This window comes from Nocardia sp. NPDC052001 (genome assembly GCF_040680615.1).
In the GTDB taxonomy this organism is placed as follows: domain Bacteria; phylum Actinomycetota; class Actinomycetes; order Mycobacteriales; family Mycobacteriaceae; genus Nocardia.
On sequence record NZ_JBFAXC010000001.1, the window covers coordinates 895,161 to 919,141 of the forward strand.

Below are 23,981 nucleotides of genomic sequence, written 5' to 3' on the forward strand. Positions count from 1 at the left end.
GTTACTGGTAACCCGGTTACCGGCTGTGCCTCAACGTATTACGAAAGGCTGCCCTCATGGTGGAGGGCGCGTGCCCATGACTTCTTTTCCCAGGTCCCTGCTGCGGCGATCGCTCATCGTGGGATCCGTGCTCGCACTGCTGCCCATCAGCGCGGCGTCCGGCCAATGGCCCTCCGGGTCCTCCGGTATGAATTCCACGGTGGTACGGGCGAATTGCGGGCCCGGCTCGAATCCGGAGACCGGAATGCAGGGTGATGTGCCCGCCGCCGACCGCGACAGCGGGCGCAGCCGCGAGGGTTACAGCTGCAATATTCGCCAGCTCGGCAACTATCCCGGGCGGGGCGGCGGCATCACCTCGGTCAGCTTCGACCACTGCGCCTACATCGGCACCTTCTTCCCCGGCGATCTACTCGGCCCGGTCCAGGGCGTGCAGGTGCTCGACGTCTCCGATCCGGCGAATCCGGTGCTGACCGCCAATCTCGACGAACCCGCCATGCGGGCGGGGACGTGGGAAAGCCTGAAGGTCAACGAAACTCGCAAACTGCTGGTCGGCGCGGGCGTACCCGCGCTGACCGGTGCGGGACTGCTGTCGATCTACGACATCTCCGATTGCGCGCATCCGCGGCTGCTCAATCCGGGGCCGGGCACCGATCTGCGACTGCCGCTCCCGGTCACCTCGCATGAGGGCGGGTTCTCACCGGACGGCAACACCTACTGGAGTTCCGGTGTCGCACCGGGTTTGGTGTCCGCCGTGGATATCTCCGATCCCGCCGCGCCGCATGTGGTGTGGCAGGGATTGCAGGGCTTGTCCATGCACGGCTTCGGCTTCGCGGCCGATGGCAATCGCATGTACCTGGCCAATAACTTCGGCGGACTCAACGTGCTCGATATCAGTGCGGTGCAGCGCCGCGATCCCAATCCGCAAGTGCCGCAATTGGCCTCGATGACCTGGACGGACGGCTGGGCGACCCAGCACGATATCCCGGTGACCATCGGCGGCACACCCTATGTGCTGACCGTCGACGAGGCGGGGTCCGGCGGGGTGAAGTTCATCGATATCTCCGATGACCGCAATCCGCGCATCGTCAACTCCATCAAGCTCGAGATCAATCAGCTCGTCAATCAGGACAGCATGCTCGCCTCCGCCTCGGGCGGATCGCTGTTCGGCTATGACGCGCACTACTGCGCGGCCGATCGCCCGATCGATCCCACCGCCCTGGCCTGCGGCTGGACCTCCTCCGGCATAAGGGTTTTCGATATCCGCGACCCGCACGACATTCGTGAGATCGCCTACTACAACCCGCCCGCGCGCACCGGGAACAACACCGAACTGTGGAACTCCCCGCACGCGCTGGCCTCGATCATCGGCCCGCCGCTGCTCGCCGCGCCGACCATCGCCCAGGCGGTCATCGCCGGGCAGTTCGACCTGTCGCAGGCGCAGAGTGCGCGCACCGGCAGGATCGCACTCGGCGATCTGTCCACCGACTGGTGCTTCTCCGCGCCCGAATGGCGCGGCAACCAGCTCTGGACCACCTGCGCCGATAACGGTTTCCTGGCGCTGGAACTGGATCCGGTCGTCTACACCCCGCCCGCCGATCAGCACTCCACCATCGGTTCCTGATCGCCAAGCGGCACAACACTTTCCGCACACCTTTCGAAGGTTTCGCATGCCCGTACTCTCGCGCCGCTCACTGCTGCTCGGCGCAACCGCCGCCGGAGCCATGCTCGTCGGCTCCCGGAATGTCAACGCGCGCAACGGCATAGCCGCTCGTGTCAACAGCGTCCCGCTGACCCGCGAGGAACATCGCGCCGTGGTCGTCGGCTCGGGCTTCGGCGGCGGCGTCACCGCGCTGCGCCTGGCCGAGGCGGGCGTTCAGGTGCTGCTGCTCGAGCGCGGCATGCGCTGGCCCACCGGGCCGAACGCGGAGACCTTCCCACGTGCGTCCGCACCGGACAAGCGCATGCTGTGGTACCGCTCCAGTCCCGAACTATTCGGTAAGCCAATGGTTTTCGAACCGTACACTGGACTGGTTGAAGCCGTGCCCGGCGAGAACATGACCGCCCTGTGCGCCGCCGGTCTCGGCGGCGGATCGCTGATCTACCAGGGCATGTCACTCCAGCCCACGGAAGCGGTGTTCAACACCCATTTCCCGGAGCAATTGGACTGGGCGACCATGAATCGCGTGCACTATCCGCGCGCGGCCCGCATGCTGGGCCTCGCGGTCGCACCCGATGAGCTCGTCGACAGCCCCAATTACGCCGCCGCCCGCTATTTCGCCGATCGGGTCCGGCAGGCGGGGCTGCCGCTCGCCAAGATCCCCATGCCCATCGACTGGAACTACGCCCTCGCCGAACTACGCGGTGATATGAAACCGTCCTACACCAACGGCGACGGCGCGATGGGCGTCAACAATGGCGGCAAACATTCGGTCGACGTCACCTACCTGGCCGCCGCCGAGGCCACCGGCCGCGTGAACATTCAAACCCTGCACCAGGTTTCGGATATCGAACGCGCCCCCGACGGCCGCTGGGCCCTGCACGTCCAACAGCTCGACACCACCGGAACCGTCATCGCCGACAAACTCATCACCACCCCCGCCCTGGTGCTGTCGGCGGGCAGCCTCAACACCACCGGACTCCTCATGCGCGCGGGCGCGAAGGGGCACATTCCCGACCTCCCCGAGGCGCTGGGCCAAGGCTGGGGCACCAACGCCGACCGCATCTACATCTGGACCGATCCCAACGCGAATTTCGGTACCGCACAGGGCGGTCCGGTCGTCTACGGCTCACTCAACTGGGACGACCCGCACACCGCCCACACCGTCATCCAGGCTTCCATCCCACCGCTGCCCATGGACCCGAAGAGCACCATGATGGTCGGCTACGGCGTCAGTGACGGCCGGGGCCACTTCACCTACGACTCCGCCACCGATGACGCCACCCTGCATTGGCCCGCCGACGGCGATGCCTTCATCCAGGACAACCACATCGGCCCCACCACCCGCCGAATCGCAGGCCCCGCAAGCACTCTCACCGACACCAATGCCGCATTCCCCTCCACCTGGCACCCTCTCGGCGGCGCGTCCATGGGCACCGTCTGCGACCTGAACGGCAGAGTCCTCGGCCAGCGCGGCCTCTACGTCCTGGACGGTGCCCTCATGCCCGGCAATACCGCCGCCTGCAACCCTTCCCTGACCATCGCGGCCGTGGCCGAACGCGCGCTCGACGCCCTGGTCGCCCAGGACGTCGGCACGGTGATCTGAAGCGGGACAGGTGGAGTGCGCTCAGCGCACCTGCGGGGCCACCTTCTCGCCGAGCAGTTCGATATTGCGCAGCACCTTGTCATGCGGCAGGGTGCCCACGCTGGTGTGCAGCATGAAGCGGTCCAGGCCGAGATCGTCGCGGACCTTGGCGATCTTGCCCGCCACGTAGTCGGGGGTGCCCACGAACAGGGAACCGCTCTGCGAGCGCAGCGCCGCGAACTGCTCGCGGGTCATCGGGCCCCAGCCGCGTTCGCGGCCGATACCGGACATGGCGCGGGCGTAGGGGGCGTAGAAGTCCGCGACCGCCTGCTCATCGGTTTCCGCGACATAGCCGTGCGCGTGCACCGCCACCGGCTGCTTCTCATGGCCGCCCTGCTCCAGGGCCTTGTGGTACAGCTCCACCAGCGGCTTGAAACGCGCGGGCTGGCCGCCGATGATCGCGATGGCCAGCGGCAGGCCCAAAAGCCCTGCGCGGACCACGGATTCGGGACTGCCGCCGACGGCGATCCAGACCGGCAGCGGCCGGTTCTCGGTGCGCGGGTACACGATGGCGTCGGTCAGCGGAGCGCGGAAATTGCCCTCCCAGGTGACCGGGCCCTCCTCGCGGATCTTCAGCAGCAGTGCCAGCTTCTCCTCGAAGAGTTCGTCGTAGTCGGACAGGTCGTAGCCGAACAGTGGGAACGATTCGATGAACGAGCCGCGGCCCGCCATGAGTTCGGCTCGGCCGTTGGACAATCCGTCCAGGGTGGAGAAGTCCTGATAGGCCCGCACCGGATCGGCCGAGCTGAGCACCGTCACCGCACTGGTGAGCTGGATGCGCTCGGTGCGCGAGGCGATGGCGGCCAGCACCACGGCGGGGGAGGAGGCCGCGAAATCCTTGCGGTGGTGTTCGCCCACGCCGTACACATCGAGTCCGGCCTGTTCGGTGACCACGGCCTCCTCGACCACCTGGCGCAGTCGTTCGCCCGCGGTCGGCACCGGGCCGTCCCCGCCGACGGGGTGCGTCTCGGCGAATGTCGTCAGTCCCAGTTCCACGGCGTACGCACCTTCCAATGTTGTTTCCAAGTCAACCTGTGAGCTTAAACGGACCGTAGTCCGGAAACATTCCGCGCAGCTCGGGGAGAGTCGCCCGCATCGGCCGGATAGTCTTGTTCTCATGTCAGTGCGCACCCGCCAACCCCTCGTTCCCGGCACCCAATCGCCCATTCGTGAGGTGCCCAAGTCCATCGAGCGGCCCGAGTACGTCTGGAAGAAGACGGCCAAGGAGGGCAACGAGCCCTGGGTGCAGACGCCCGAAACCATCGAGGCCATGCGCATCGCGAGCAAGCTCGCCGCACAGGCCCTGGAAGAGGCGGGCAAGGCGGTCGCCCCCGGCGTCACCACCGATGAGCTCGACCGCATCGTGCACGAATACCTGATCGACAATGGCGCCTACCCGTCGACGCTGGGCTACAAGGGCTTCCCCAAGTCCTGCTGCACCTCGCTCAATGAGGTCATCTGCCACGGCATTCCGGACTCCACCGTCATCGAGGACGGTGACATCGTCAATATCGACGTCACCGCGTTCATCGGCGGCGTACACGGCGACACCAACAAGACCTACCTCGCGGGCGATGTCGACGAAGAGGTGCGGCTGCTCGTCGAGCGCACCGAAGAGGCCACGCTACGCGCCATCAAGGCCGTCAAGCCGGGCCGGGCGCTCAATGTCATCGGCCGTGTCATCGAGTCCTACGCCAACCGCTTCGGCTACGGCGTGGTGCGGGACTTCACCGGCCACGGCGTCGGCCCCACCTTCCACAGCGGCCTGGTGATCCTGCATTACGACCAGCCCGCCGTCGAAGCCGAAATCGAAACCGGCATGACCTTCACCATCGAACCCATGATCAACCTCGGCGGCATCGACTACGAGATCTGGCCCGACGGCTGGACCGTGGTCACCAAGGACCGCAAGTGGACGGCCCAGTTCGAGCACACCCTGGTCGTCAACGAGAACGGCGCTGAAATCCTCACCCTGCCGTGAGTTCGGCCGCCGCCGGGTTCGTGATCGGGCAGCGCGCGTGAAGGGCGCACTGCTGATCGCGGGCACCACCTCGGACGCCGGGAAAAGCGTTGTCGTGGCCGGGCTCTGCCGCATGCTGGCCCGGCGCGGGGTGCGGGTCGCGCCGTTCAAGGCGCAGAACATGTCGAACAACTCCGTCGTCACGCTGGACGGCGGGGAGATCGGGCGTGCCCAGGCCTTGCAGGCGCGCGCCTGCGGGCTGGAACCGAGCGTGCGCTTCAATCCGGTGCTGCTCAAGCCCGGCAGTGACCGCCGCTCACAACTCGTGGTGCGCGGCAAGGCAATCGACACCGTGGGTGCGAAGGATTACTTCCGGCATCGCACCGAATTGCGCGCCATCGTCGCCGAGGAATTGGCGTCGCTGCGCGCCGAATTCGACGTGGTCATCTGCGAGGGGGCGGGCTCACCCGCCGAAATCAATCTGCGCGCAACCGATCTCGCGAACATGGGCCTGGCCCGAGCCGCGGACCTCCCGGTCCTGCTGGTCGGCGATATCGATCGCGGCGGCGTGCTCGCCCACCTCTTCGGCACCGTCGCCATCCTGGAACCCGAAGACCAGCAACTCATCTCGGGCTACATCATCAATAAGTTCCGCGGCGACGTCGACCTGCTCCGCCCCGGCCTGGATCAGCTCACCGACCTGACCGGCCGCCCCACCCTCGGCGTCATTCCCTTCGCCGAAGACCTCTGGATCGATGCCGAGGACTCTCTCGGCACCATCGCGGACGCCCCCGTAGGCCGCTCCCAGCCCCCGCTGGGCAGGGACTGGCTCACCGTCGCCGCCATCCGCCTACCTCGGATCTCCAACTCCACCGACGTGGAAGCCCTCGCCTGCGAACCGGGCGTCTCCGTCCGCTGGGTCACCGACCCGTCCCGCCTCGCCGGAGCCGATCTGGTGGTGCTGCCCGGCAGCAAATCCACCGTCGGAGATCTGGAATGGTTGCGCCGCACCGGAATAGCCGCCGCCCTCCAGGAGCGAGCGGTCCGCGGCGGCCCCATCCTGGGCATCTGCGGCGGCTACCAAATGCTCGCCCGCACCATCGACGACCGCGTCGAATCCGCGGCGGGCACCGTCGAGGGCCTCGGCCTGCTCGACCTGGAAATCGAATTCGCCGACCCGAAGATCCTGCGCCGCAGCGCGGGTCACACCCCCGGTTACGACATCACGGACAGCGGCGTGGACGATGCGAATATCACCACGCCGGACGTCCGGCCCATCGCGGAGAGCGCCGGAATTCCGGTGCACGGCTACGAGATTCACCACGGTCGCGTGCGCCACAACGGCGACCGGCCCTGGCTCGTTCTGGATGGCGTCCCCGAAGGCAGTGTGCGCGGGGCGATCCGGGGCACCCACCTGCACGGCGCACTCGAATCCGACGAATTCCGCCGCGCCTTCCTCCGTGACGTCGCATCCTACTCCGCCGCCGATTTCGTTGTCGCCGAGAATGTCTCGGTCGCCGAGGTCCGAGCCACCCAACTCGACTTACTCGCCGACCTCATGGAGAAATACCTCGACCTTCCGGCCCTGGAACGCCTCATCGACGGGGGCGCACCCCCTGACCTCCCAACCCTCACGGTCAGCCGCTGAATATCTCCGACTCGTGCGGTCGGCTGGTGCGTACCGCGTGTTAATCCTCGATCACCGCACGGGAGAGCGGTGTGATCGGCCGCGCGCGGAGAACTCTCGATCCAGAGCCCGGCCCGAGTTTCCGCGCGGCGCGGGTCATTCGGTGATGGTCCCGGCCTTCCCCGGTCTGGGATCGGTGTCGCACGGCACATGTGACGTTCGGCCGGGCTTCGGGTGGCGGGGGACACGTGGGAAGGCTTGCCCGACAGGCGAATCAGTGGTCTGTGCCACTCGGGCGGTCCGGATTCGGGGAAATCGGCGCGGTTCCATCGACGGTGTGGTGACCGCGCTCACAGGAATCCGGGCGACACGCGTTCGGAGCGTTTGCGCGCCGTGTAGCGTGACTCGATATGGAATCTCGGCGGATCACGGTCGGTGACCGCGTATGGGCCGTGCGGGTCGGAGGCTCCGAATCCCGCCACCACGTGCTCCTACTTCCCGATGCGGGCGATCCGGCCGATGTATATGACCAGGTCTGTGAGCGATTGCAGACCTCGGACCTGCGCACCATCGTGATCGAGCCCGCGGACGGGCTCGATAACACGGCGGTCTTCGGCATCCTCGACGAACTGAAGGTGCCGTGGGCGAATCTGGTCGGTGCGGGCACCGGCGCGGATCTGGCCTGGCAGCTGGCCGCACGCGGCTTCGGCCGCTTCATGAGCCTCATCGCCGCGGGCAGCGGTCATCCGGCCGCCCCCGGCGCGGACGGGGCCATCGCGGACGCCACCTGCCCCCCGGTGGAAATCCCCACCACCCTGCTGGCCACCAAACGCCTGCCCCGCGCGGCCGCCGAAGCCTCCGGCCGCTACGTCTACGGCGAATTCCGCCTCGTCCCGGTCGATGTCGCCGACGTCGCCACCGAAGCGGGCCACGAACTCGCCACGGAGATCGTGCTCCGCACCAGCTTCTGGTGACCCGACCCGCTATCGACCTCGCACCGAATCGAGTGCGAGGTCGATAGCTTTTCCGGGCCCTATGCCTTCGCCTGCGGCGACTCCGCCAGCCACGTCAGCCAGGAATCCAACTCCGCGAACGCCTGGGTGCGCGGCTGTTCCGAGGACAGGAACACGTCGTGACGCGCGCCTTCGATCGGCACGATATTGGTGCGATCGCCCAGGCAACCCGCCCAGCGCTGAATCTGCTTCACATCCAGCACCACGTCCGAGACATCGGCGGCCGGGCCGTACTTGGCCATGAACTTGGTCATCTTGGAGCGCAGCACCAGCGCGGGCACCCCGATATCGAGCCCGCGATGCACCCGGGCATGCCCGCGCCGGATCGCCCGCAGCCAGCCCGCGTGAACGGCGAAGCCGCTCAACGGCTTCCAGTCCAGGTTGTAATCCCATTCCCCGGAGACGGTGTTGTGCAGGCTGTCTCCGTAGGTGGTCGCCTTGCCCAGCGGCAGCGCGGTCAGCGCGCTCAACCGCCCGACCCCCTGCAATACCGCATTGCTCAGCGGGCTGCGGTAGTACGACGGCCCCTGCAGATCGAACCACGGGCTGTTCAGCACCAGCCCCGAAATCCCCTGTGCGCGAGACCCGCCCGCCGCGTTGAGCCGGTTCAGCCATAGCGAGGTGACCAGTCCGCCGGTCGAATGCCCCATCACGAGCACCGGCAGCCCGGTCTCCTCGCGAATGATCTTCAGGGACCGGTTCAGCTCCACGTCGTACAGCGCGAGATCGGTCACATAGTGCGGCGTCTGCCCGTCCCGGGTGGAGCGCCCGCACTTGCGCAGATCCAGCGCGTAGAACGCGATGCCCTGCGCCGCCATGTGCTCGGCGAGGTGCTCCTGGAAGAAGTAGTCGGTGAACCCGTGCACGTACAGCACGGCGCTGCCGGCGGCCGGCGCGGACGCGGGCGAGTAGCGGATCAGCGTGGCGAAGGCGTCGCCCTGCCCGTCCGGGTCCGGCCCGAGCGCCAGAGTCAGCTGCTGATAATCGGATCCGAGCACGTCGGGCTGCCAAACGCCCGCCGCGCCGGTCGATGCGGACGTGGTTGCGGTGGATGACGTATCAGAGGTCACATGGCCCAATGTAAACGGCGAAGGTGAAAAATGAGCGTGGAGGTATCTCTCACATTCGGTCTTTTCGCTGCCTGATTTCGGCGTGTCCAGGGGCACAATCGAAGTTAGGTGAACGACGGGTAACCTAACTGCCGCTGGGTTGCCCTACACAGACAAGGAAGTCGATCAACGCCGTGTCGAACAATGCTGCCACGATTGAAAAGACCGATGTAGTCCTCATCGGCGCAGGCATCATGAGTGCCACCCTCGGCGCACTGCTTCGACAGGTGCAGCCGGACTGGTCGATCTCGCTCTTCGAGCGTCTCGATGCCGCCGCCGCGGAGTCCAGCGATCCGTGGAACAACGCGGGCACCGGTCACTCCGCCCTCTGCGAGCTGAACTACACGCCGCAGAACGCCGACGGCTCGGTGGAGATCGCCAAGGCCATCGATATCAACGAGCGCTTCCAGGTGTCGCGCCAGTTCTGGTCGCATGCGGTCGAGAACGGCATCCTGGCCAATCCCTCGAACTTCATCAACCCCATCCCGCACGTGAGCTTCACGCACGGCGCGGACGGCGTGGAATACCTGCGTAAGCGCCAGGAGGCGCTGTCGCGGCATCCGCTGTTCGAGGGCATGGAGTACATCAACGACAAGGACGAGTTCGCGCGGCGACTACCGCTGATGTCCAAGGGTCGCGATTTCTCCGATCCGGTCGCGCTGAACTGGACCGATTACGGCACCGATATCGACTTCGGTGAGCTCACCAAGGAACTGCTGGCGTACCTCGGCAAGTCCGGTGCGGATATCGCCTTCGGGCACGAGGTGAAGAACCTCACCAAGCAGTCCGACGGCTCATGGCTGGTCAAGGTCCGCAACCTGCGCACCGGTAAGACCCGCGTCATCCACGCCAAGTTCGTCTTCGTCGGCGCGGGCGGCGGTGCACTGCCGCTGCTGCAGAAGTCGGGCATCAAGGAGATCTCCGGTTTCGGTGGCTTCCCGGTGTCGGGTCTGTTCCTGCGCTGCAAGAATCCGGCCCTGATCGCCCAGCACGAGGCCAAGGTGTACGGCCAGGCTTCGGTCGGCGCGCCGCCGATGTCGGTGCCGCACTTGGACACTCGCGTCATCAACGGTGAGCGCGGACTGCTGTTCGGCCCGTACGCGGGCTGGACGCCCAAGTTCCTCAAGGACGGCAAGAACACCGATCTGTTCAAGTCGGTGAAGCCGAACAACCTGTTCTCCATGCTCGGCGTCGGCGTCACCGAACTGAGCCTGGTCAACTACCTGGTGGGCGAGCTGCTCAAGTCCCAGGCCGGTCGTGTGGACGCGATGGCGGAGTTCCTGCCGCGCGCCGACGGCCACGACTGGGATCTGATCATCGCCGGTCAGCGCGTACAGGTGATTCGCCGCAAGGGCGCGGGCGGTGTGCTCGAGCTCGGCACCGCGGTCGTCGCGGCCGAGGACGGCACCATCGCCGGTCTGCTCGGCGCCTCGCCGGGCGCGTCGACCTGTGTGAGCGCCATGCTCGATGTGATGAAGCGCTGCTTCCCGCGTGAATTCGGTTCGTGGGAGCCGAAACTCAAGGAAATGGTGCCCTCGCTCGGGGTCAAGCTGTCCGAGAATCAGGCGCTGTTCTCCGAGGTCTGGGAGTGGTCGCAGAAGGCTCTGCACCTGGCCGACGCGAACACGCCGAACCACTCCGGGGTCGCTTCTCACGCCTAGGTGTGATAGCAACAATCGATGATGTCAACGGTTGCTCTCAAAAGGTCGTGGGCCCAGGATCTGGACACCTCGACTCTGTACAAGCTGTTGAAACTTCGCGTGGAGGTTTTCGTCGTCGAGCAGAAGTGCGCCTATCCCGAACTCGACGGTCTCGACCTCGGTCCGGAAACCCGGCACTTCTGGCTCGACGACGAGGGTGATGTCATCTGCACCCTCCGACTGCTCGAAGAGCATGACGACGGCGTGAAGTCCTTCCGCATCGGCCGCCTGTGCACCACCCCGGCGGCCCGCGGGCACGGCTACACCACCCGCGTGCTGCAGGCGGCCCTCGCCGAAGCGGGATCGGGCGCGACGGTTCGCCTGAACGCCCAGACCTACCTGGTCGATATGTACACCAAGCACGGCTTCAAGATCGACGGCGAAGAGTACATCGAAGACGGCATCCCGCACATCCCCATGCGCCGAGGCTGAGACTTCAAGCCCCGCAACCGATTTCGGTTGCGGGGCTGTTTTTCTATAGGCCGGCCCGGGGTGCGGTGATCGGCGGCGGCACGGCAATCGAGCCTGGCGACCGGGGGTGTGACCGGGCGGGACCGCTGGTGAGTGCGGGGTCATAGCCGGTTCGATGTGGTGCGCGCATAGAGTTGGGGTGTGGCGGTTTCCTCTGCGGTGTATACCGAATCCAAGCGTGCGGCCTCCGATATCGAGGCAGGCTTTCCGTTCTCGGCGGTCGTCGGGCAGGAACGGCTGCAGCTGGGATTGATTCTCTGCGCGGTGCACCCCGGTATCGGCGGTGTGCTGGTGCGCGGCGAGAAGGGGACCGCGAAATCGACCGTGGTGCGCGCGCTGGCGCAATTGCTGCCGCCGGTGGTGGATGAGAGTGGGGCACGTCCCGCTCGGCTGGTGGAGTTGCCCGTGGGGGCCACCGAGGACCGCGTGGTCGGCTCGCTGGACCTGGAGCGGGTGCTGCGCGATGGCGAACAGGCGTTCAAGCCCGGTCTGCTGGCCGCGGCGCATCACGGCGTGCTCTACGTCGACGAGGTGAACCTGCTGCACGACCATCTGGTCGATGTACTGCTCGACGCCGCCGCCATGGGCCGCGTGCACATCGAACGCGACGGCGTCTCGCATTCGCATCCGGCGCGATTCGTGCTCGTGGGCACCATGAATCCCGAGGAGGGCGAACTCCGGCCGCAGCTGCTGGACCGCTTCGGCCTCACCGTGGACGTCGTCGCCTCGCGCGATGTGGACACCCGTATGGCGGTGGTGCGCCGCCGCCTCGACTACGAGGCCGATCCGGCCGGATTCGCCGCGGACTACGCGCCCGCCGATCGTGAAGTGGCCGAACGCATTCTGACCGCGCGCGATCGGCTCCCCGCCATCGCGCTCGACAATGTGGAACTGCGCCGAATCGCCGCGCTCTGCGCCACCTTCGATGTGGACGGTATGCGCGCGGACCTGGTCGTCGCCCGCACCGCCACCGCACACGCCGCCTGGCGCGGCGGTGACGCGGTCACCGAGGCCGATGTGCGCATCGCCGCCGAACTCGCACTGCCGCATCGCCGTCGGCGCGATCCATTCGATGAACCGGGCATCAGCGAGGAACAACTCGACGACGCCATGGCCAAAGCGGCTGAGGAAGCGGCTCGCGCCGGTGACGACCTGGGAAAAGGTGAAGCGGCTTCGCAGGATGCGGAGCCGCAGGACCTCGACCCGGATGATGATCCCGACGGTGGCGTGGAGGACCCGAATTCGCCCTTGAGTGAAGCGGATTCGGCTCAGGGCGCGAACACCGGGCCTGACGCGAATGCGGATCCGGCGCGACCGGCACCCGATGGCGCGCAACAGGATTCGCTCGACGCATCACAGGACGGGATGCTGCCGGACGGATCGGACGACGCGCTTCCGGATGGGCCGCTCGACGATCCTACCGGGCGCGACGCCGATGCCACCGAGTCCAATCGGAAACCGAACGGCGGCAAGGCATCCGCCCGCGAGGGCCGCTCCGCCACCCCGGCCGGTTCGATTGCCAAACCCCCGCGCTGGGAGGTCCCCGGCGTGGGCGAGGGCGCGCCCGGCCGCCGTTCCCGCGCCCGCACCCGCCAGGGCCGAGTCGTGCGCGCCACCCCCGAAACCGGTACCGGCCTGCACCTGCTCGGCACCATTTTCGCCGCCGCCCCACATCAGCGCGCTCGCGGCCGTATTTCCGGCCCGATCGAATTCGCCCCCGGCGATCTGCGCGGCGCGTATCGCGAAGGCCGCGAAGGCAATCTGGTCGTCTTCGTCGTCGACGCCTCGGGCTCGATGGCCTCGCGTGACCGTCTGGCCGCGGTCACCGGCGCTGTGGTGGCCCTGCTCCGCGACGCCTACCAGCGCCGCGACAAGGTCGCCGTGATCACCGTCCGGGGTGCGGACGCCGAACTCGTGCTCCCGCCGACCTCCTCGGTCGATATCGCCGTGCGCCGCCTGGCCGATATGCGCACCGGCGGCAAAACCCCACTCGCCCAGGGACTCCTGAAGGCCCGCGAGGTCATTCACCGCGAACACGTTCGCGACCCGCACCGCCGTCCCATGCTCGTCATGCTCACCGACGGCCGCGCCACCGGCGGCCCGACCCCGGTCCCGCGCGCCCGCACCGCCGCCCGTCTGCTGGCCAACGAATCGGTCACCGCCATGGTCATCGATTGCGAACGCGGCATGATCCGCCTCGGCCTGGCTCGCGACCTCGCTCGCGATCTCCGCGCGGGCTACCTGCAACTCTCCGAACTCACCGGTGACTCGGTGGCGGGCGCGGTCCGGGCCACCCGCGCCGCCTGACCATTCGATCACCGGTGTCGCCCGACAAGCGGGCGCGCTGCCTGCCGGGTGATCGTGCGGCCCGGATCGCACCCCGCTGCACGCCCGCGGCTCGTTGAGTCGCGAACGTGTGCGGGAACCTCCCGCCGGCATTGTTCGTCGTACCGATATGCGTGGATTTCGCCGGAAGAAGAAGACCGAGCGCACCGGCGTCGAGGCCGAGGTCGCCGATGTCGCCGCGGAGGGAGTGGTTTATCTGCTCTTCGGCGGGCTCCGGCGGATCGCGGTGGCGATCGCGCACGCGCTGAGCTGATCGCGCGCCCGGCGGCGGACTCGCGCCGGGCATGTGGCACGGTGGGATGAGCGTTCGGCGCACGCCGCGCGGTGAGAGGAGTTCGATTCCATGCCTCAGGGTGTTCCGCTGGCCGAGAGCATTCCGGACGACGGGCTGACCACGCGGCAGCGCCGGAATCTGCCGGTGCTGGCCGTGCATACCGGGCCGGGCAAGGGCAAGTCGACCGCGGCCTTCGGGATGGCGTTGCGGGCGTGGAATCAGGGCTTCGATGTAGCGGTGTTCCAGTTCGTGAAGAGCGCCAAATGGAAGGTCGGCGAGGAAGCCGCCTTCCGCACCCTCGGCACGCTGCACGAGGAGACCGGCGCGGGCGGCGCGGTGGAATGGCACAAGATGGGCGAGGGCTGGTCCTGGTCCCGCAAACCGGGCACCGATGAGGACCACGCCGCCGCCGCGCTCGCGGGCTGGCAGGAGATCGCCCGCCGCATCGCCGCCGAACAGCACCGCTTCTATGTCCTGGACGAATTCACCTACCCCCTCAAATGGGGCTGGGTCGACGTCGACGAGGTGGTCGAAACCCTGCGCAACCGCCCCGGCAACCAGCACGTGGTCATCACCGGCCGCGACGCCCCGCAGGCGCTACTCGACGTAGCCGACCTCGTCACCGAGATGACCAAGGTCAAGCACCCCATGGACGCGGGCCGCAAGGGCCAGCGCGGTATCGAATGGTGAGCGTGCCCGCCGTCGTCATTGCCGCGCCCGCATCCGGTAGCGGAAAGACCACGCTCGCAACCGGATTGATCGGTGCGCTGCGTCGCGCCGGGCACCGGGTGGCCCCCTTCAAGGTGGGCCCCGACTATATCGATCCGGGCTATCACGGTCTCGCCGCCGGTCGCCCGGGCCGCAATCTGGATCCGGTGCTGTGCGGCCCCGAACGCATCGCGCCCCTCTACCTGCACGGCAGCGCCGACTGCGATATCGCGGTGGTCGAGGGCGTCATGGGCCTGTTCGACGGCCGTATCGACGAGAACAACTCCGACCCCATCGCCGAGGGCTCCACCGCCCAGATCGCCGCCATGCTCGGCGCGCCGGTCATACTGGTGGTCGACGCCCGCGGCCACAGCCAGAGCCTGGCCGCCCTGCTGCACGGTTTCGCCACCTACGACAGCGGAATCCGTTTGGGCGGAGTGATCCTCAACCGCGTCGGCAGCGAACGCCACGAACAGGTCCTGCGCGCGGCCTGCACCCGAGTCGGCCTCCCCGTGCTCGGCGCACTCCCGCGCCTGGCCGAATTGGAAGTCCCCTCCAGACATCTCGGCCTGATCCCGGCTGTGGAGCACGGCTCCGCCGCCCAGGCAGCCGTGGACGCGATGACCGATCTCGTTGCCGCACACATAGATCTGGCTGCGGTAGTGGCACTGGCGAGCTCGCAGACCTCCGGCCCGAGCTGGAATCCCGCCGAGGAACTGCGCCTCGCCGCCGAATCGGGTTCCGCCGCAGGCGCTCTCATCGCGCAGCCGGAGCATGGACCCGCTGCGCGCGTCGTGCCGACTGTCGCGCGGGTGGCTGGGGATTCGGAGCGGGCCGCCGCCGGGGCCGAGTGGGATCGCGGCACCGATCAGGCGTTCGTCACCGGCGGACCGATCATCGCCGTGGCGGGCGGGGCCGCCTTCACCTTCGGGTACGCCGAGCATCGCGAACTTCTGGAGGCGGCGGGCGCGCGGGTTGTAGTGTTCGACCCGATGCGCGATGAACTCCCCTCCGGCACAGCGGGTCTGGTGATTCCGGGCGGTTTCCCGGAGGAACACGCGGCCGCCCTCGCCGCGAACTCACCCCTGCTCGAACAGATTGCCGCCCGGGCGCGGCGCGGCCTGCCCGTCCACGCCGAATGCGCGGGCCTGCTCTACCTCACCCGCTCCCTCGACGGTCACCGCATGGCCGGGGTCATCGACGCCACAGCCGAATTCGGCCCGCGCCTCACCCTCGGCTACCGAGATGCCGTGGCCCTCAACGATTCCCCCCTCTGGCGCGCGGGGGAACGCATCCGAGGCCACGAATTCCACCGCACCCGCCTCACCGCCCCCGCCGCGAACCCCGCCGCCTGGGCCTGGCGCGCGCCCTCCGGCGAAACAGTTCGCGAAGGCGCGACAACCCACCACGTCCACGCCTCCTACCTGCACACCCACCCCGCCGGAAACCCGAGCGCGATAGCGCGATTCGTCGCCACAGCCCGCGCGTTCGCCGACGACGAAGCGCTCGTATGAGACGCCGCCACCTCCGTCCCGGCCCGGACAGGTCGGCACCGAGCCGATTATCGAGATCGGCGGTCCGCACGCCCGGGAACCACCCGCTCGAATCCGCGCACGACCGGCGGTCACGGAGGTCTCACGCGCGTCGAGGCCGCCGATGAGCGGACCCGCGCGAACCGAAGGCGCGCGACCGGTACTCGCGGTTGGCGTGGGCACCCGAACCGGCGTGGAGGCCGCCGTCATCGTCGCGGCGATACGGGAAGTCCTGGGGGACAGCGTGATCGGCTGCCTCGCGACCGTGGACAGGCGCGCGGGGGAGTTGGGCCTGGTGGCCGCGGCACGAGAGCTCGGGGTGCCGGTGATGTCCTTCGCGCCGGGCGAATTGGCGCGGGTCGAAGTGCCCAACCCGTCCGCGGTCACCGCCCAGGCGCTCGGAACCCCGAGCGTGGCGGAGGCCGCCGCGATGCTGGCCGCCGGCGGCGGAGAGCTGGCTGTTCCCAAGTGCATAAATAGGGGAATCGCCTTGGCAGCAGCGGTTATTCGACGCTGAGACCGCACACTACCGGTCGGGTGCGCGGATATACATATGAGGCGGTCGAAATCGTCTTGGCGGCAGCTGTAATTCGGCGCTGGGTTGCGCTCCGCGCCTCGAGCGGGTCAGCCCGGGAATAGGTACCGATGCGGTGGCGCGGTGATACAGCGCCGCCGCGCTCGCCGACCGGTTGGGTAGTCGGCGAGCGCGGCGGGTGGCGGATCACGGCTTGGGACTGCGGGATCCGCCGCTTTCGGGGTGGGTCAGGGGGCTACCGAACCCCAGTCGGCGAAGCCGGTGGGATCGTGGCGGCCCAGGGTGCCGTGTTCGAACAGGCCCCAGCCCTCGGCGTCGCCGCAGCGGGCCTTGCCGACGTGGTCGATGACGCCGAAGGGGATGCGGCCCGCGTTGGCCGGGTCGGTGAGGTCGTAGCGTTTGGCCTCGGACCAGTTGCGTCCCTTCCACTGACCGTGCTGCCAGTCCGGGTCACCGCCGTAGCCCGCGCCGACGTGCAGCGCGATGAACGTGCCCGCCTCGACCTCCACCTCGAGCGGTTTGCCGTCGGGGGTGGTGAGTTCCAGGCGCAGGGCGGTGGGGATGCGGGTGCCGGACTTGTAGGTCAGATGCACTCGCGGCCAGCCCAATTGCTCGATGCGGCCGTCATTCCAGATGCGGGTGGCATCGTTGAGCGTGCGGAACCCGTTGGGCTCCTCCTGCACGATGACGATGATGGAGAACTCGTCGAAGCGCAGCGGCACGTACAGCCACCAGAAGCCTTCGGACGGTTCGGAAGCCAGTCGTCCGGCCGGATCGGATTCACCGACCGGGCGGATACCCCAGGAGCGGTCCCGGGTGCCCATCCAGCTGCCCGGATCGACGGCGAAATCGGTGCCGTCGACATTCAGTGTGCCGGACCAGCTTCCGACCTGAGCGAAGCGCTGCGCCTCGATCATGGCCTTGTTCATGCCGGTGATGATGGTGTGCGCCTCCTCCTGTACGACCGGGAACGAACCCTCCCAGGTCATATCGAAGGACAGCGTCTCGTGCTCGCAGATCACCCGCAGCTTCTGCAGCGGCTCGATCACCTCGATGCGGTATCCGCCGACCGCCAGGTCCAGGCTGCGCTGCTCGAGTGCGTCGGAGAATCGCACCGAATGCTGGATGTCTCCGCGCCGCACGGTGGCGAACGCGTCGGTCACGCCGAGGTTCGGGTACACGCCGAATCCGGTGACCAGCAACAGATCTCCGCCGGTGTCGATGGCGTTGTAGTAGCTGCGATCGTAGAAGTTCTTATCGCTGCTGGCCACCCGCGCCATCGGCTGCGGCGTCTGGTGGATCGGGTATTCGTCCAGAGGGCCGATCATGGGTCGCATATCTCTCAATCCCAGGCGTAGGTGCCGTCGAGCAATGCCTCGAGCAGCTTTCGGTGCATGACGTAGTCGTCGCGGTCGGCGGTGTCGGTGTCCTCGCCGAAGTGGATCATCCGGCGCTTGATGCGCGCCATCACGATCCCGTGCCGCAGTGCGGCATAGGTGAGGTACCAGTCCAGATCGCGCACGGCGTGCCCGGTGGCTTCCTCGTACAGCTTCTCGATATCGCTGCGGCGCAGGAAGTCCGGCAGTCCGGGCTGATCGAACGTGGTCGCGATGTCCTGGAAGAACCGGTGAATCAGGATGGGCCAGGCCACATCCAGTTCGCGCGGTCCGATGGCGGCCATCTCCCAGTCGAGCACGGCGGAGGTGTCGCCGGTCTCCTCGAAGAACATGATGTTGCCCGGGCGCGCGTCACCCCAGCTGAGCACATCGGGCGCGGAATCGTCCGGCCAATTGGCTTCCAGGTATTCGAAGGTGCGCTCCAGCAACGGAATCCGGAATCCATCATTGGCCAGCGCCCAGTCGTACCAGCGCTTCTGCGCCTCGAAATGCCTGCGCAGTGCCGAGCCCTCGCCGTGCAGCATGGGGAAGCGCTCTTCGGGCTTGTCGATGCTGTGCACCCGGGCGATGACGTCGACGGTCTTGCGGGTGATCTCCAGCCGCTCCTCGGGGGTCGCGTCGAAGACCCAGCCGAAGAACACGTACGGCGGATTGTCTTCCGCCACACGGCCGCTCACCCGCTTCATGACCAGGAAGGGCGAGCCCAGAATGGAGGCGTCGTTCTCCATCCAGCACAGCGGCGGCACCGGGATATCGGTGGCCTCGGCGACCGCGGCCATGATGTCGTACTGGGCCTGCAGGTCGTACTTCTCGAAGACCGGGAAGGAGCTGGCCTCCGGTGGCATCCGCGCCACGTACGCCCCGCCCGCGGGCTCGCCGTTCTCGGTCCATTCGGCGTCGAACAGCAGGGTGGTGCTGGACATGCCGCCCGCCTGCGGCTTGGTCAGCGAGGTGACGCGCGGGGCGTCGTCGGCGTCGACCTTGGTGGCGAGCCAGGCGGCCAATTGCTCCGCGAGTTGTGCATCGTCCCGGTCGGAGACGGTGAGTTCCCATCTCTGGTTGGGGTCGTCGGCCGACATGCTTTCCTCCTGGCGTGAAGCGGCGGGCGTGTGCGCGCGGTTCGGGCTGGTGGGCCCGGGTGTGGCGCGTTCCACACGATGTGCAGAAATGTAACGTGTTGCAGTTGAAATGTGCAGGGATTCGGCTGGTAAGTACCGGTGAATGGGATGCCTCTCGACGCGCAATCTGGTAAGTCGGTAGTGCTGGCACGTAGTCCCGCAGAGGTATGCCGCACCATCCCACCGGGGTAGACGAGAACGCTACGAACGGGGGATCCACCCGGAGGCGCGCGGCGGGCACACTCCCTATCGTCGAAAGAGGTTCGCCGAGAGGGGAGAGAGCGCGATGAGTACAGCAGCGGTCGTCGTCGAGGCGGAGCTCGATCCACCCGAATCGGCGACCGCGCGGACATGGAATCCGCTGGCGCGCCTGGGCTTTCGCTTCGTGGTCGCATACCTGACCCTATTCTGCGTCATCTATCCGCAGCCGCTGTTCGCCTTCATCGGCATCATCGCGCTCTGGACGCCGGATCGCATGGTCATGGACTACGCGCAACTGCCGCACACCATCGTGGAGTGGGTGGGGCGCAATATCTTCGGCATCGACGCGCGCCTGCAGCTGGAATCCGGCAGCGGCGATCAGGCGTACCTGTGGGTTCTGGTGTTCTGCATCCTGATCCTCGCGCTCATCGTGACCGCGGTGTGGACCGTCCTGGACCGCAAGCGCACCGAATACCGCCGCCTCGCGGGCTGGTTCCTGCTCTTCATCCAGCTCATCCTGGCCGGGCAGATGCTGGGATACGGCTTCGCCAAGGCGATTCCGCTCCAAATGCAGGCGCCCGGTCTGGCCACCCTCATCCAGCCGTACGGCGAATTCAGTCATATGGCGGTGCTGTGGAATCAGGTCGGCGCGTCACCGGTGTACGAGAGCCTGCTCGGTATGGCCGAGGTGCTCGGCGGTCTGCTGCTGCTCATGCCGCGCACGCGACTCGCGGGCGTGCTGCTCAGTCTGGTCAGCATGGCGCAGGTGTGGGTGCTCAATATGACCTTCGATGTGCCGGTCAAACTGCTCTCGTTCCACCTGCTGTTGCTCTCTCTGGTGCTGCTGGCCCCCGATGCCCGCAGGCTCACGGCGGTGCTGCTGGGACAGTCCGCCGGTCCGTCGACCGCGCCCACCCCGTTCACGACGCCACGTTCGCGCCGGATCGCCGACATCGGCCTGGTGGCACTGGCGGCCTGGTTCGTGCTGGCGCAGGCGGTCGGCAGCTGGCAAGGCTGGCACGAATATGGTCCGGGGCGGGGCAAACCCGAGCTCTACGGCATCTGGAACGTCACCGAATTCACCCGCGACGGCCAGCCGGTGCCTCCGCTGCTCACCGATGAAACCCGCTGGCGGCGCTTGATTTTCGACTACCAGGAGTACGCCACCTATCAGCGCATGGACGACAGCCTGGTCTCGGTCGCCACCGAATACGACAGCGGCGCACACCATCTCACCCTGCACTCACCCGAGACACAGCAGCCGCTGGCCGGCTTCACCTACGACCGCACCGCCCCGGATCGCCTGCTGCTCACCGGTGAACTCGACGGCCACCCGGTAACCCTGTCCCTCACCCGCGTCGACGACAGCGCCATGCCCGTGCGCAAGGGCGGCCTGAACCTGGTGCAGGACAACCCCAATGGCGTGAACTAGTTCCCGACCTGATCGACCCAGCCGGAATCCGCCCGCCCCGAGATTCGCCGGATACCAGATGTCATAGGCCGCGCCGGTGGAATCGCAACAGCCGAAACCCTTTTGCGTGGTCACCGCCCACGGGCCGGGCTGCGAATAGGTCGCCTCGACACCCGTCGCCACCAGCGTCCCGGCCGCTGTATGGGCCGCGCGGACGCGACGCCCGCGAGCGAGAGGGAAACCAGAACCGCGAGCATCCGACCACTGCCCCGCGGCGAATCATAGCTATCAGGCATAGGAAGCCGAACGGGTTTGCGAGGCCAGGCGCAGGGATCGCCATCCAGCCGAGATCCGCCGCCGCCATCGAGGTGGGCTCTATAACGGTTGCTGTGCGGACGCCGGTCGATTGTGGGCGGTTCGCGGCCAGGCCGTAGGCTCAATCCTCGTGCAGTACACGTCAGACGCATCCGATGAACAGCCCGTTGGCGACCCGAACTACCTGGTCGGGCTCGATCTGAACGGTCGGCGCGTAGTCGTCGTCGGCGGTGGGACGGTCGCCCAGCGGCGGCTCGGACTGCTCATCGCCTCCGGTGCGGACGTGCATGTGATCAGCCGAGAGGCCACCCCGGCCGTCGAGGGTATGGCCACCTCCGGCCAGATCACCCTGGAACTGCGGCCCTACGCCGACGGTGATCTCGATGGCGCGTGGTACGCCATGACCTGCACCGATGAACCTGAAACCAATGCGGCGGTGGTCGAAGAGGCCACCCGCGGGCGTATTTTCTGCGTCCGCGCCGACAATGCCCGGCTCGGCACCGCCGTCACCCCGGCGACCGCGCGCTATGACGGTATGAGCCTCGGTGTCCTCGCGGGCGGTCAGCATCGCCGTTCGGCCGCGATCCGAAATGGCTTGCTGGAGGCGCTGCAATCCGGTGTGGTGACCGATGATTCGGGCCCGGTGACCCCCGGCGTCGCCCTGGTCGGCGGCGGTCCCGGCGATCCGGACCTCATCACCGTGCGCGGCCGCCGCCTGCTGGCCCGCGCGAATCTCGTTGTCGCGGACCGTCTCGCGCCCCCCGAGCTGCTCGCCGAACTCGGTCCGGATGTCGAGGTCGTGGACGCCGCCAAGATTCCGTACGGCCGCGCCATGGCCCAGGAGGCCATCAATACCGCGCTCATCGAGGGCGCGAAGGCGGGCAAATTCGTGGTCCGTCTCAAGGGCGGCGATCCCTATGTCTTCGGCCGCGGTTACGAGGAACTCGAAGCCTGCGTCGACGCCGGTGTTCCGGTGACGGTCGTCCCCGGCGTGACCAGCGCCATCTCGGTCCCCGCCCTCGCGGGAATCCCGGTCACCCACCGCGGCGTCACCCATGAATTCGTCGTGGTCTCGGGCCATGTCGCCCCCGACCACCCGGACTCCCTGGTCGACTGGCCCGCCCTGGCCCGACTGCGCGGCACCATCGTGCTGCTCATGGCCGTCGAGCGCATCGACAAATTCGCCGCCGCCCTCCTGGAAGGCGGTCGCGCCGCGGACACCCCGGTCACCATCGTCCAGGAAGGCAGCCTGCGCACCCAGCGCATCGTTCGCGCCGACCTGTCCACGGTCGCCGACCGCGTCCGCGCCGAAGCCATTCGCCCCCCGGCCATCATCGTCATCGGCCCCACCGCCGGTTTCACCGCCGGAGCGCCGGATGGCGAAGCGCTGGACGCGGGAGCGCACTGACCTCATGCCCGGTACGAGCCAGCACGAGATCGGTTGGCCGCGCCGGGTATCCATTACAGTGTCGGAGTGCTCGATAATCCCGCTGCGACGATGCAGTATCCGGTGACCAAGCGGGCGTTCGGCCTCGCGATTCTCGTCCTGAGCGGGTTGCAGCTGATGGTGGTGCTCGACGGCACCGTCATGATTCTGGCGCTGCCCCGACTACAGGAGCAGTTGGGTCTGTCCAGTGCGGGCAGTGCCTGGACGGTGACGGCGTACGGTCTGCCGTTCGCCGGGCTCATGCTGCTGGGTGGTCGCCTCGGCGACTCCTTCGGTCGCAAGCGCATGCTGATTCTCGGTGTCGCACTGTTCACCGTCGCGTCCGCGCTGTGCGGCAGCGCGCAGAACGAAGCCTGGCTGATCGCCGCCCGCGCCCTGCAGGGCACCGGTGCCGCCATCGCCGCGCCGACCGCGTTCGCTCTGGTCGCCAGCACCTACGCTCCCGGTCCGGCCCGCAATCAGGCCATCGCCATCTTCGGTTCCATGGTCGGGATCGGCTCGGTCGGCGGTCTGGTCATCGGCGGTGCGCTGACCCAGCTGGATTGGCGGTGGATCTTCTGGATCAATGTGCCGATCGGCATTCTCATCGTCATCGGCGCGATCAACGAGCTGCGCGATACCGCGCACCAGCGCATCTCACTCGATATTCGAGGGGCGGTATTGGGCACGCTCGCCTGCGTGGCCATTGTGTTCGGTGCGACCGAAGGTCCCGAAATGGGTTGGGGCAGCCCGATTATCCTGGGCTCGGTGATCGGCGGCCTGGTGCTGCTGGTGGTGTTCGTCCTCGCCGAACGCAATGTCGAGAACCCGCTGCTGCCGTGGTCGCTGTTCGACAGCCGCGATCGTGTGGCCACCTTCATCGCCATCTTCCTGACCTCGGGCGTACTGGGCGCGACGACCTTCTTCGTCGCCCAGTTCCTGCAGAACGTGCTCGGCTACAGCCCGCTCTCGGCCGGTCTGGCGAGCATCCCGTTCACCCTGGGCGCGGGTGTGGGCACCGCGGTCGCCTCCAAGGCCGCGCAGTATGTGGCCCCGCGCTGGCTGCTGTTCTCCGCCGCGCTGGTGCTCGCGGCCGGGCTGTACTTCGGTTCCACCATCGACGGTTCGGTGGAGTACTTCCCGACGCTGCTGATCCTGCTGTGCGTGGTGGGTTTCTGCGTCGGCACCGCGATCGTGATCCTGCCGCTGTGCGTGCTGGTCGGGGTGGATATGGCGCATATCGGCCCGCTGTCCGCGGTCGGGCAGATGTTCATGAATATGGGCACCCCGTTCGCGGTGGGCGTGCTGAGCCCGGTCGCACTGTCCCGCACGCTGTCCCTGGGTGGTTCCACCGGGAAGGTCACCGAGATGAACCCGACCCAGATCGAGGCGCTGGGCAGCGGTTACACCCTGGTGCTGCTGGTCTGCGCGATCGGCACCGCGGTGCTGGGCGTGCTGGCGCTGACCCTGCGCTATACGCCCGCGCAATTGCAGCAGGCGCAGCACGCACAGGATGAGGCCCAGAAGTCCTGAGTC

The 23,981-nt window shown here is 67.5% G+C and carries 19 protein-coding genes; 15 read left to right on the forward strand and 4 right to left on the reverse strand.

The window, feature by feature from the left end:
- Positions 1-76 precede the first annotated feature (76 nt).
- Positions 77-1,621 (forward strand): hypothetical protein, encoded by a 1,545-nt coding sequence (locus AB0L82_RS04245; RefSeq protein WP_364630781.1) that lies wholly within the window; start codon positions 77-79, stop codon positions 1,619-1,621.
- A gap of 46 nt (positions 1,622-1,667) precedes the next feature.
- Positions 1,668-3,263 (forward strand): GMC oxidoreductase, encoded by a 1,596-nt coding sequence (locus tag AB0L82_RS04250; RefSeq protein ID WP_364630784.1) that lies wholly within the window; start codon positions 1,668-1,670, stop codon positions 3,261-3,263.
- 21 nt (positions 3,264-3,284) lie between these two features.
- Here the strand turns inward: AB0L82_RS04250 and AB0L82_RS04255 are convergent, their stop codons facing one another.
- Positions 3,285-4,298, reverse strand: coding sequence for an LLM class flavin-dependent oxidoreductase (locus tag AB0L82_RS04255; protein WP_364630786.1), 1,014 nt, complete (start codon positions 4,296-4,298; stop codon positions 3,285-3,287).
- A gap of 121 nt (positions 4,299-4,419) precedes the next feature.
- Between AB0L82_RS04255 and map the strand changes: the two genes are divergently transcribed.
- The 3 genes from map (at position 4,420) to AB0L82_RS04270 (ending at position 7,863) form a co-directional block, all read left to right on the forward strand.
- Complete coding sequence (gene map, locus AB0L82_RS04260) at positions 4,420-5,283, forward strand: type I methionyl aminopeptidase (protein WP_364630789.1); 864 nt, start codon at positions 4,420-4,422, stop codon at positions 5,281-5,283.
- Between the two features lie 37 nt (positions 5,284-5,320).
- Entirely contained in the window at positions 5,321-6,910 is a 1,590-nt protein-coding gene (locus AB0L82_RS04265; protein ID WP_364630792.1) for a cobyric acid synthase, read from the forward strand.
- A 389-nt stretch (positions 6,911-7,299) separates the two neighbouring features.
- Entirely contained in the window at positions 7,300-7,863 is a 564-nt protein-coding gene (locus AB0L82_RS04270) for an alpha/beta hydrolase (protein ID WP_364630795.1), read from the forward strand.
- A 59-nt stretch (positions 7,864-7,922) separates the two neighbouring features.
- Here the strand turns inward: AB0L82_RS04270 and AB0L82_RS04275 are convergent, their stop codons facing one another.
- Positions 7,923-8,972: an alpha/beta hydrolase gene (locus AB0L82_RS04275; protein ID WP_364630798.1), complete on the reverse strand. Its 1,050-nt coding sequence runs from the start codon at positions 8,970-8,972 to the stop codon at positions 7,923-7,925.
- Between the two features lie 173 nt (positions 8,973-9,145).
- On the opposite strand from AB0L82_RS04275, the gene mqo reads away from it, so the two are divergent.
- The 7 genes from mqo (at position 9,146) to AB0L82_RS04310 (ending at position 16,559) form a co-directional block, all read left to right on the forward strand.
- Positions 9,146-10,672: a malate dehydrogenase (quinone) gene (gene mqo, locus AB0L82_RS04280; protein ID WP_364630801.1), complete on the forward strand. Its 1,527-nt coding sequence runs from the start codon at positions 9,146-9,148 to the stop codon at positions 10,670-10,672.
- A gap of 18 nt (positions 10,673-10,690) precedes the next feature.
- On the forward strand, positions 10,691-11,143 hold the full coding sequence (locus AB0L82_RS04285; protein WP_364630803.1) for a GNAT family N-acetyltransferase: 453 nt from the start codon (positions 10,691-10,693) through the stop codon (positions 11,141-11,143).
- 180 nt (positions 11,144-11,323) lie between these two features.
- Positions 11,324-13,489, forward strand: a complete 2,166-nt coding sequence (locus AB0L82_RS04290) for a magnesium chelatase subunit D family protein (RefSeq protein ID WP_364630806.1) — start codon at positions 11,324-11,326, stop codon at positions 13,487-13,489.
- A 148-nt stretch (positions 13,490-13,637) separates the two neighbouring features.
- On the forward strand, positions 13,638-13,781 hold the full coding sequence (locus AB0L82_RS04295; RefSeq protein ID WP_364630808.1) for a hypothetical protein: 144 nt from the start codon (positions 13,638-13,640) through the stop codon (positions 13,779-13,781).
- Positions 13,782-13,871: 90 nt separating this feature from the next.
- Positions 13,872-14,492, forward strand: coding sequence for a cob(I)yrinic acid a,c-diamide adenosyltransferase (gene cobO / locus AB0L82_RS04300; protein WP_364630811.1), 621 nt, complete (start codon positions 13,872-13,874; stop codon positions 14,490-14,492).
- Positions 14,486-16,024 (forward strand): cobyrinate a,c-diamide synthase, encoded by a 1,539-nt coding sequence (locus AB0L82_RS04305; RefSeq protein ID WP_364630813.1) that lies wholly within the window; start codon positions 14,486-14,488, stop codon positions 16,022-16,024. Before cobO ends, AB0L82_RS04305 begins: the two co-directional genes overlap by 7 nt.
- A 193-nt stretch (positions 16,025-16,217) precedes the next feature.
- The gene (locus AB0L82_RS04310) at positions 16,218-16,559 is read left to right on the forward strand and encodes a cobalamin biosynthesis protein (RefSeq protein ID WP_364630816.1); all 342 of its coding nucleotides are present in this window, start codon (positions 16,218-16,220) and stop codon (positions 16,557-16,559) included.
- A gap of 245 nt (positions 16,560-16,804) precedes the next feature.
- Here the strand turns inward: AB0L82_RS04310 and AB0L82_RS04315 are convergent, their stop codons facing one another.
- Together AB0L82_RS04315 and AB0L82_RS04320 are read right to left on the reverse strand one after the other, a co-directional pair.
- Positions 16,805-17,905 (reverse strand): hypothetical protein, encoded by a 1,101-nt coding sequence (locus AB0L82_RS04315; protein ID WP_364630818.1) that lies wholly within the window; start codon positions 17,903-17,905, stop codon positions 16,805-16,807.
- A gap of 14 nt (positions 17,906-17,919) precedes the next feature.
- Positions 17,920-19,053 carry a phosphotransferase family protein gene (locus AB0L82_RS04320; protein ID WP_364630820.1) on the reverse strand — a complete coding sequence of 378 codons (1,134 nt, stop codon included), beginning with the start codon at positions 19,051-19,053 and terminating at the stop codon, positions 17,920-17,922.
- 325 nt (positions 19,054-19,378) lie between these two features.
- Here AB0L82_RS04320 and AB0L82_RS04325 point away from each other — a divergent pair, with 325 nt between their 5' ends.
- The 3 genes from AB0L82_RS04325 (at position 19,379) to AB0L82_RS04335 (ending at position 23,978) form a co-directional block, all read left to right on the forward strand.
- Positions 19,379-20,725, forward strand: a complete 1,347-nt coding sequence (locus tag AB0L82_RS04325; protein ID WP_364630823.1) for a DoxX family protein — start codon at positions 19,379-19,381, stop codon at positions 20,723-20,725.
- 424 nt (positions 20,726-21,149) lie between these two features.
- On the forward strand, positions 21,150-22,427 hold the full coding sequence (gene cobA / locus AB0L82_RS04330; RefSeq protein WP_364630826.1) for a uroporphyrinogen-III C-methyltransferase: 1,278 nt from the start codon (positions 21,150-21,152) through the stop codon (positions 22,425-22,427).
- A gap of 90 nt (positions 22,428-22,517) precedes the next feature.
- Complete coding sequence (locus AB0L82_RS04335; RefSeq protein ID WP_364632764.1) at positions 22,518-23,978, forward strand: MFS transporter; 1,461 nt, start codon at positions 22,518-22,520, stop codon at positions 23,976-23,978.
- Positions 23,979-23,981: the final 3 nt, after the last annotated feature.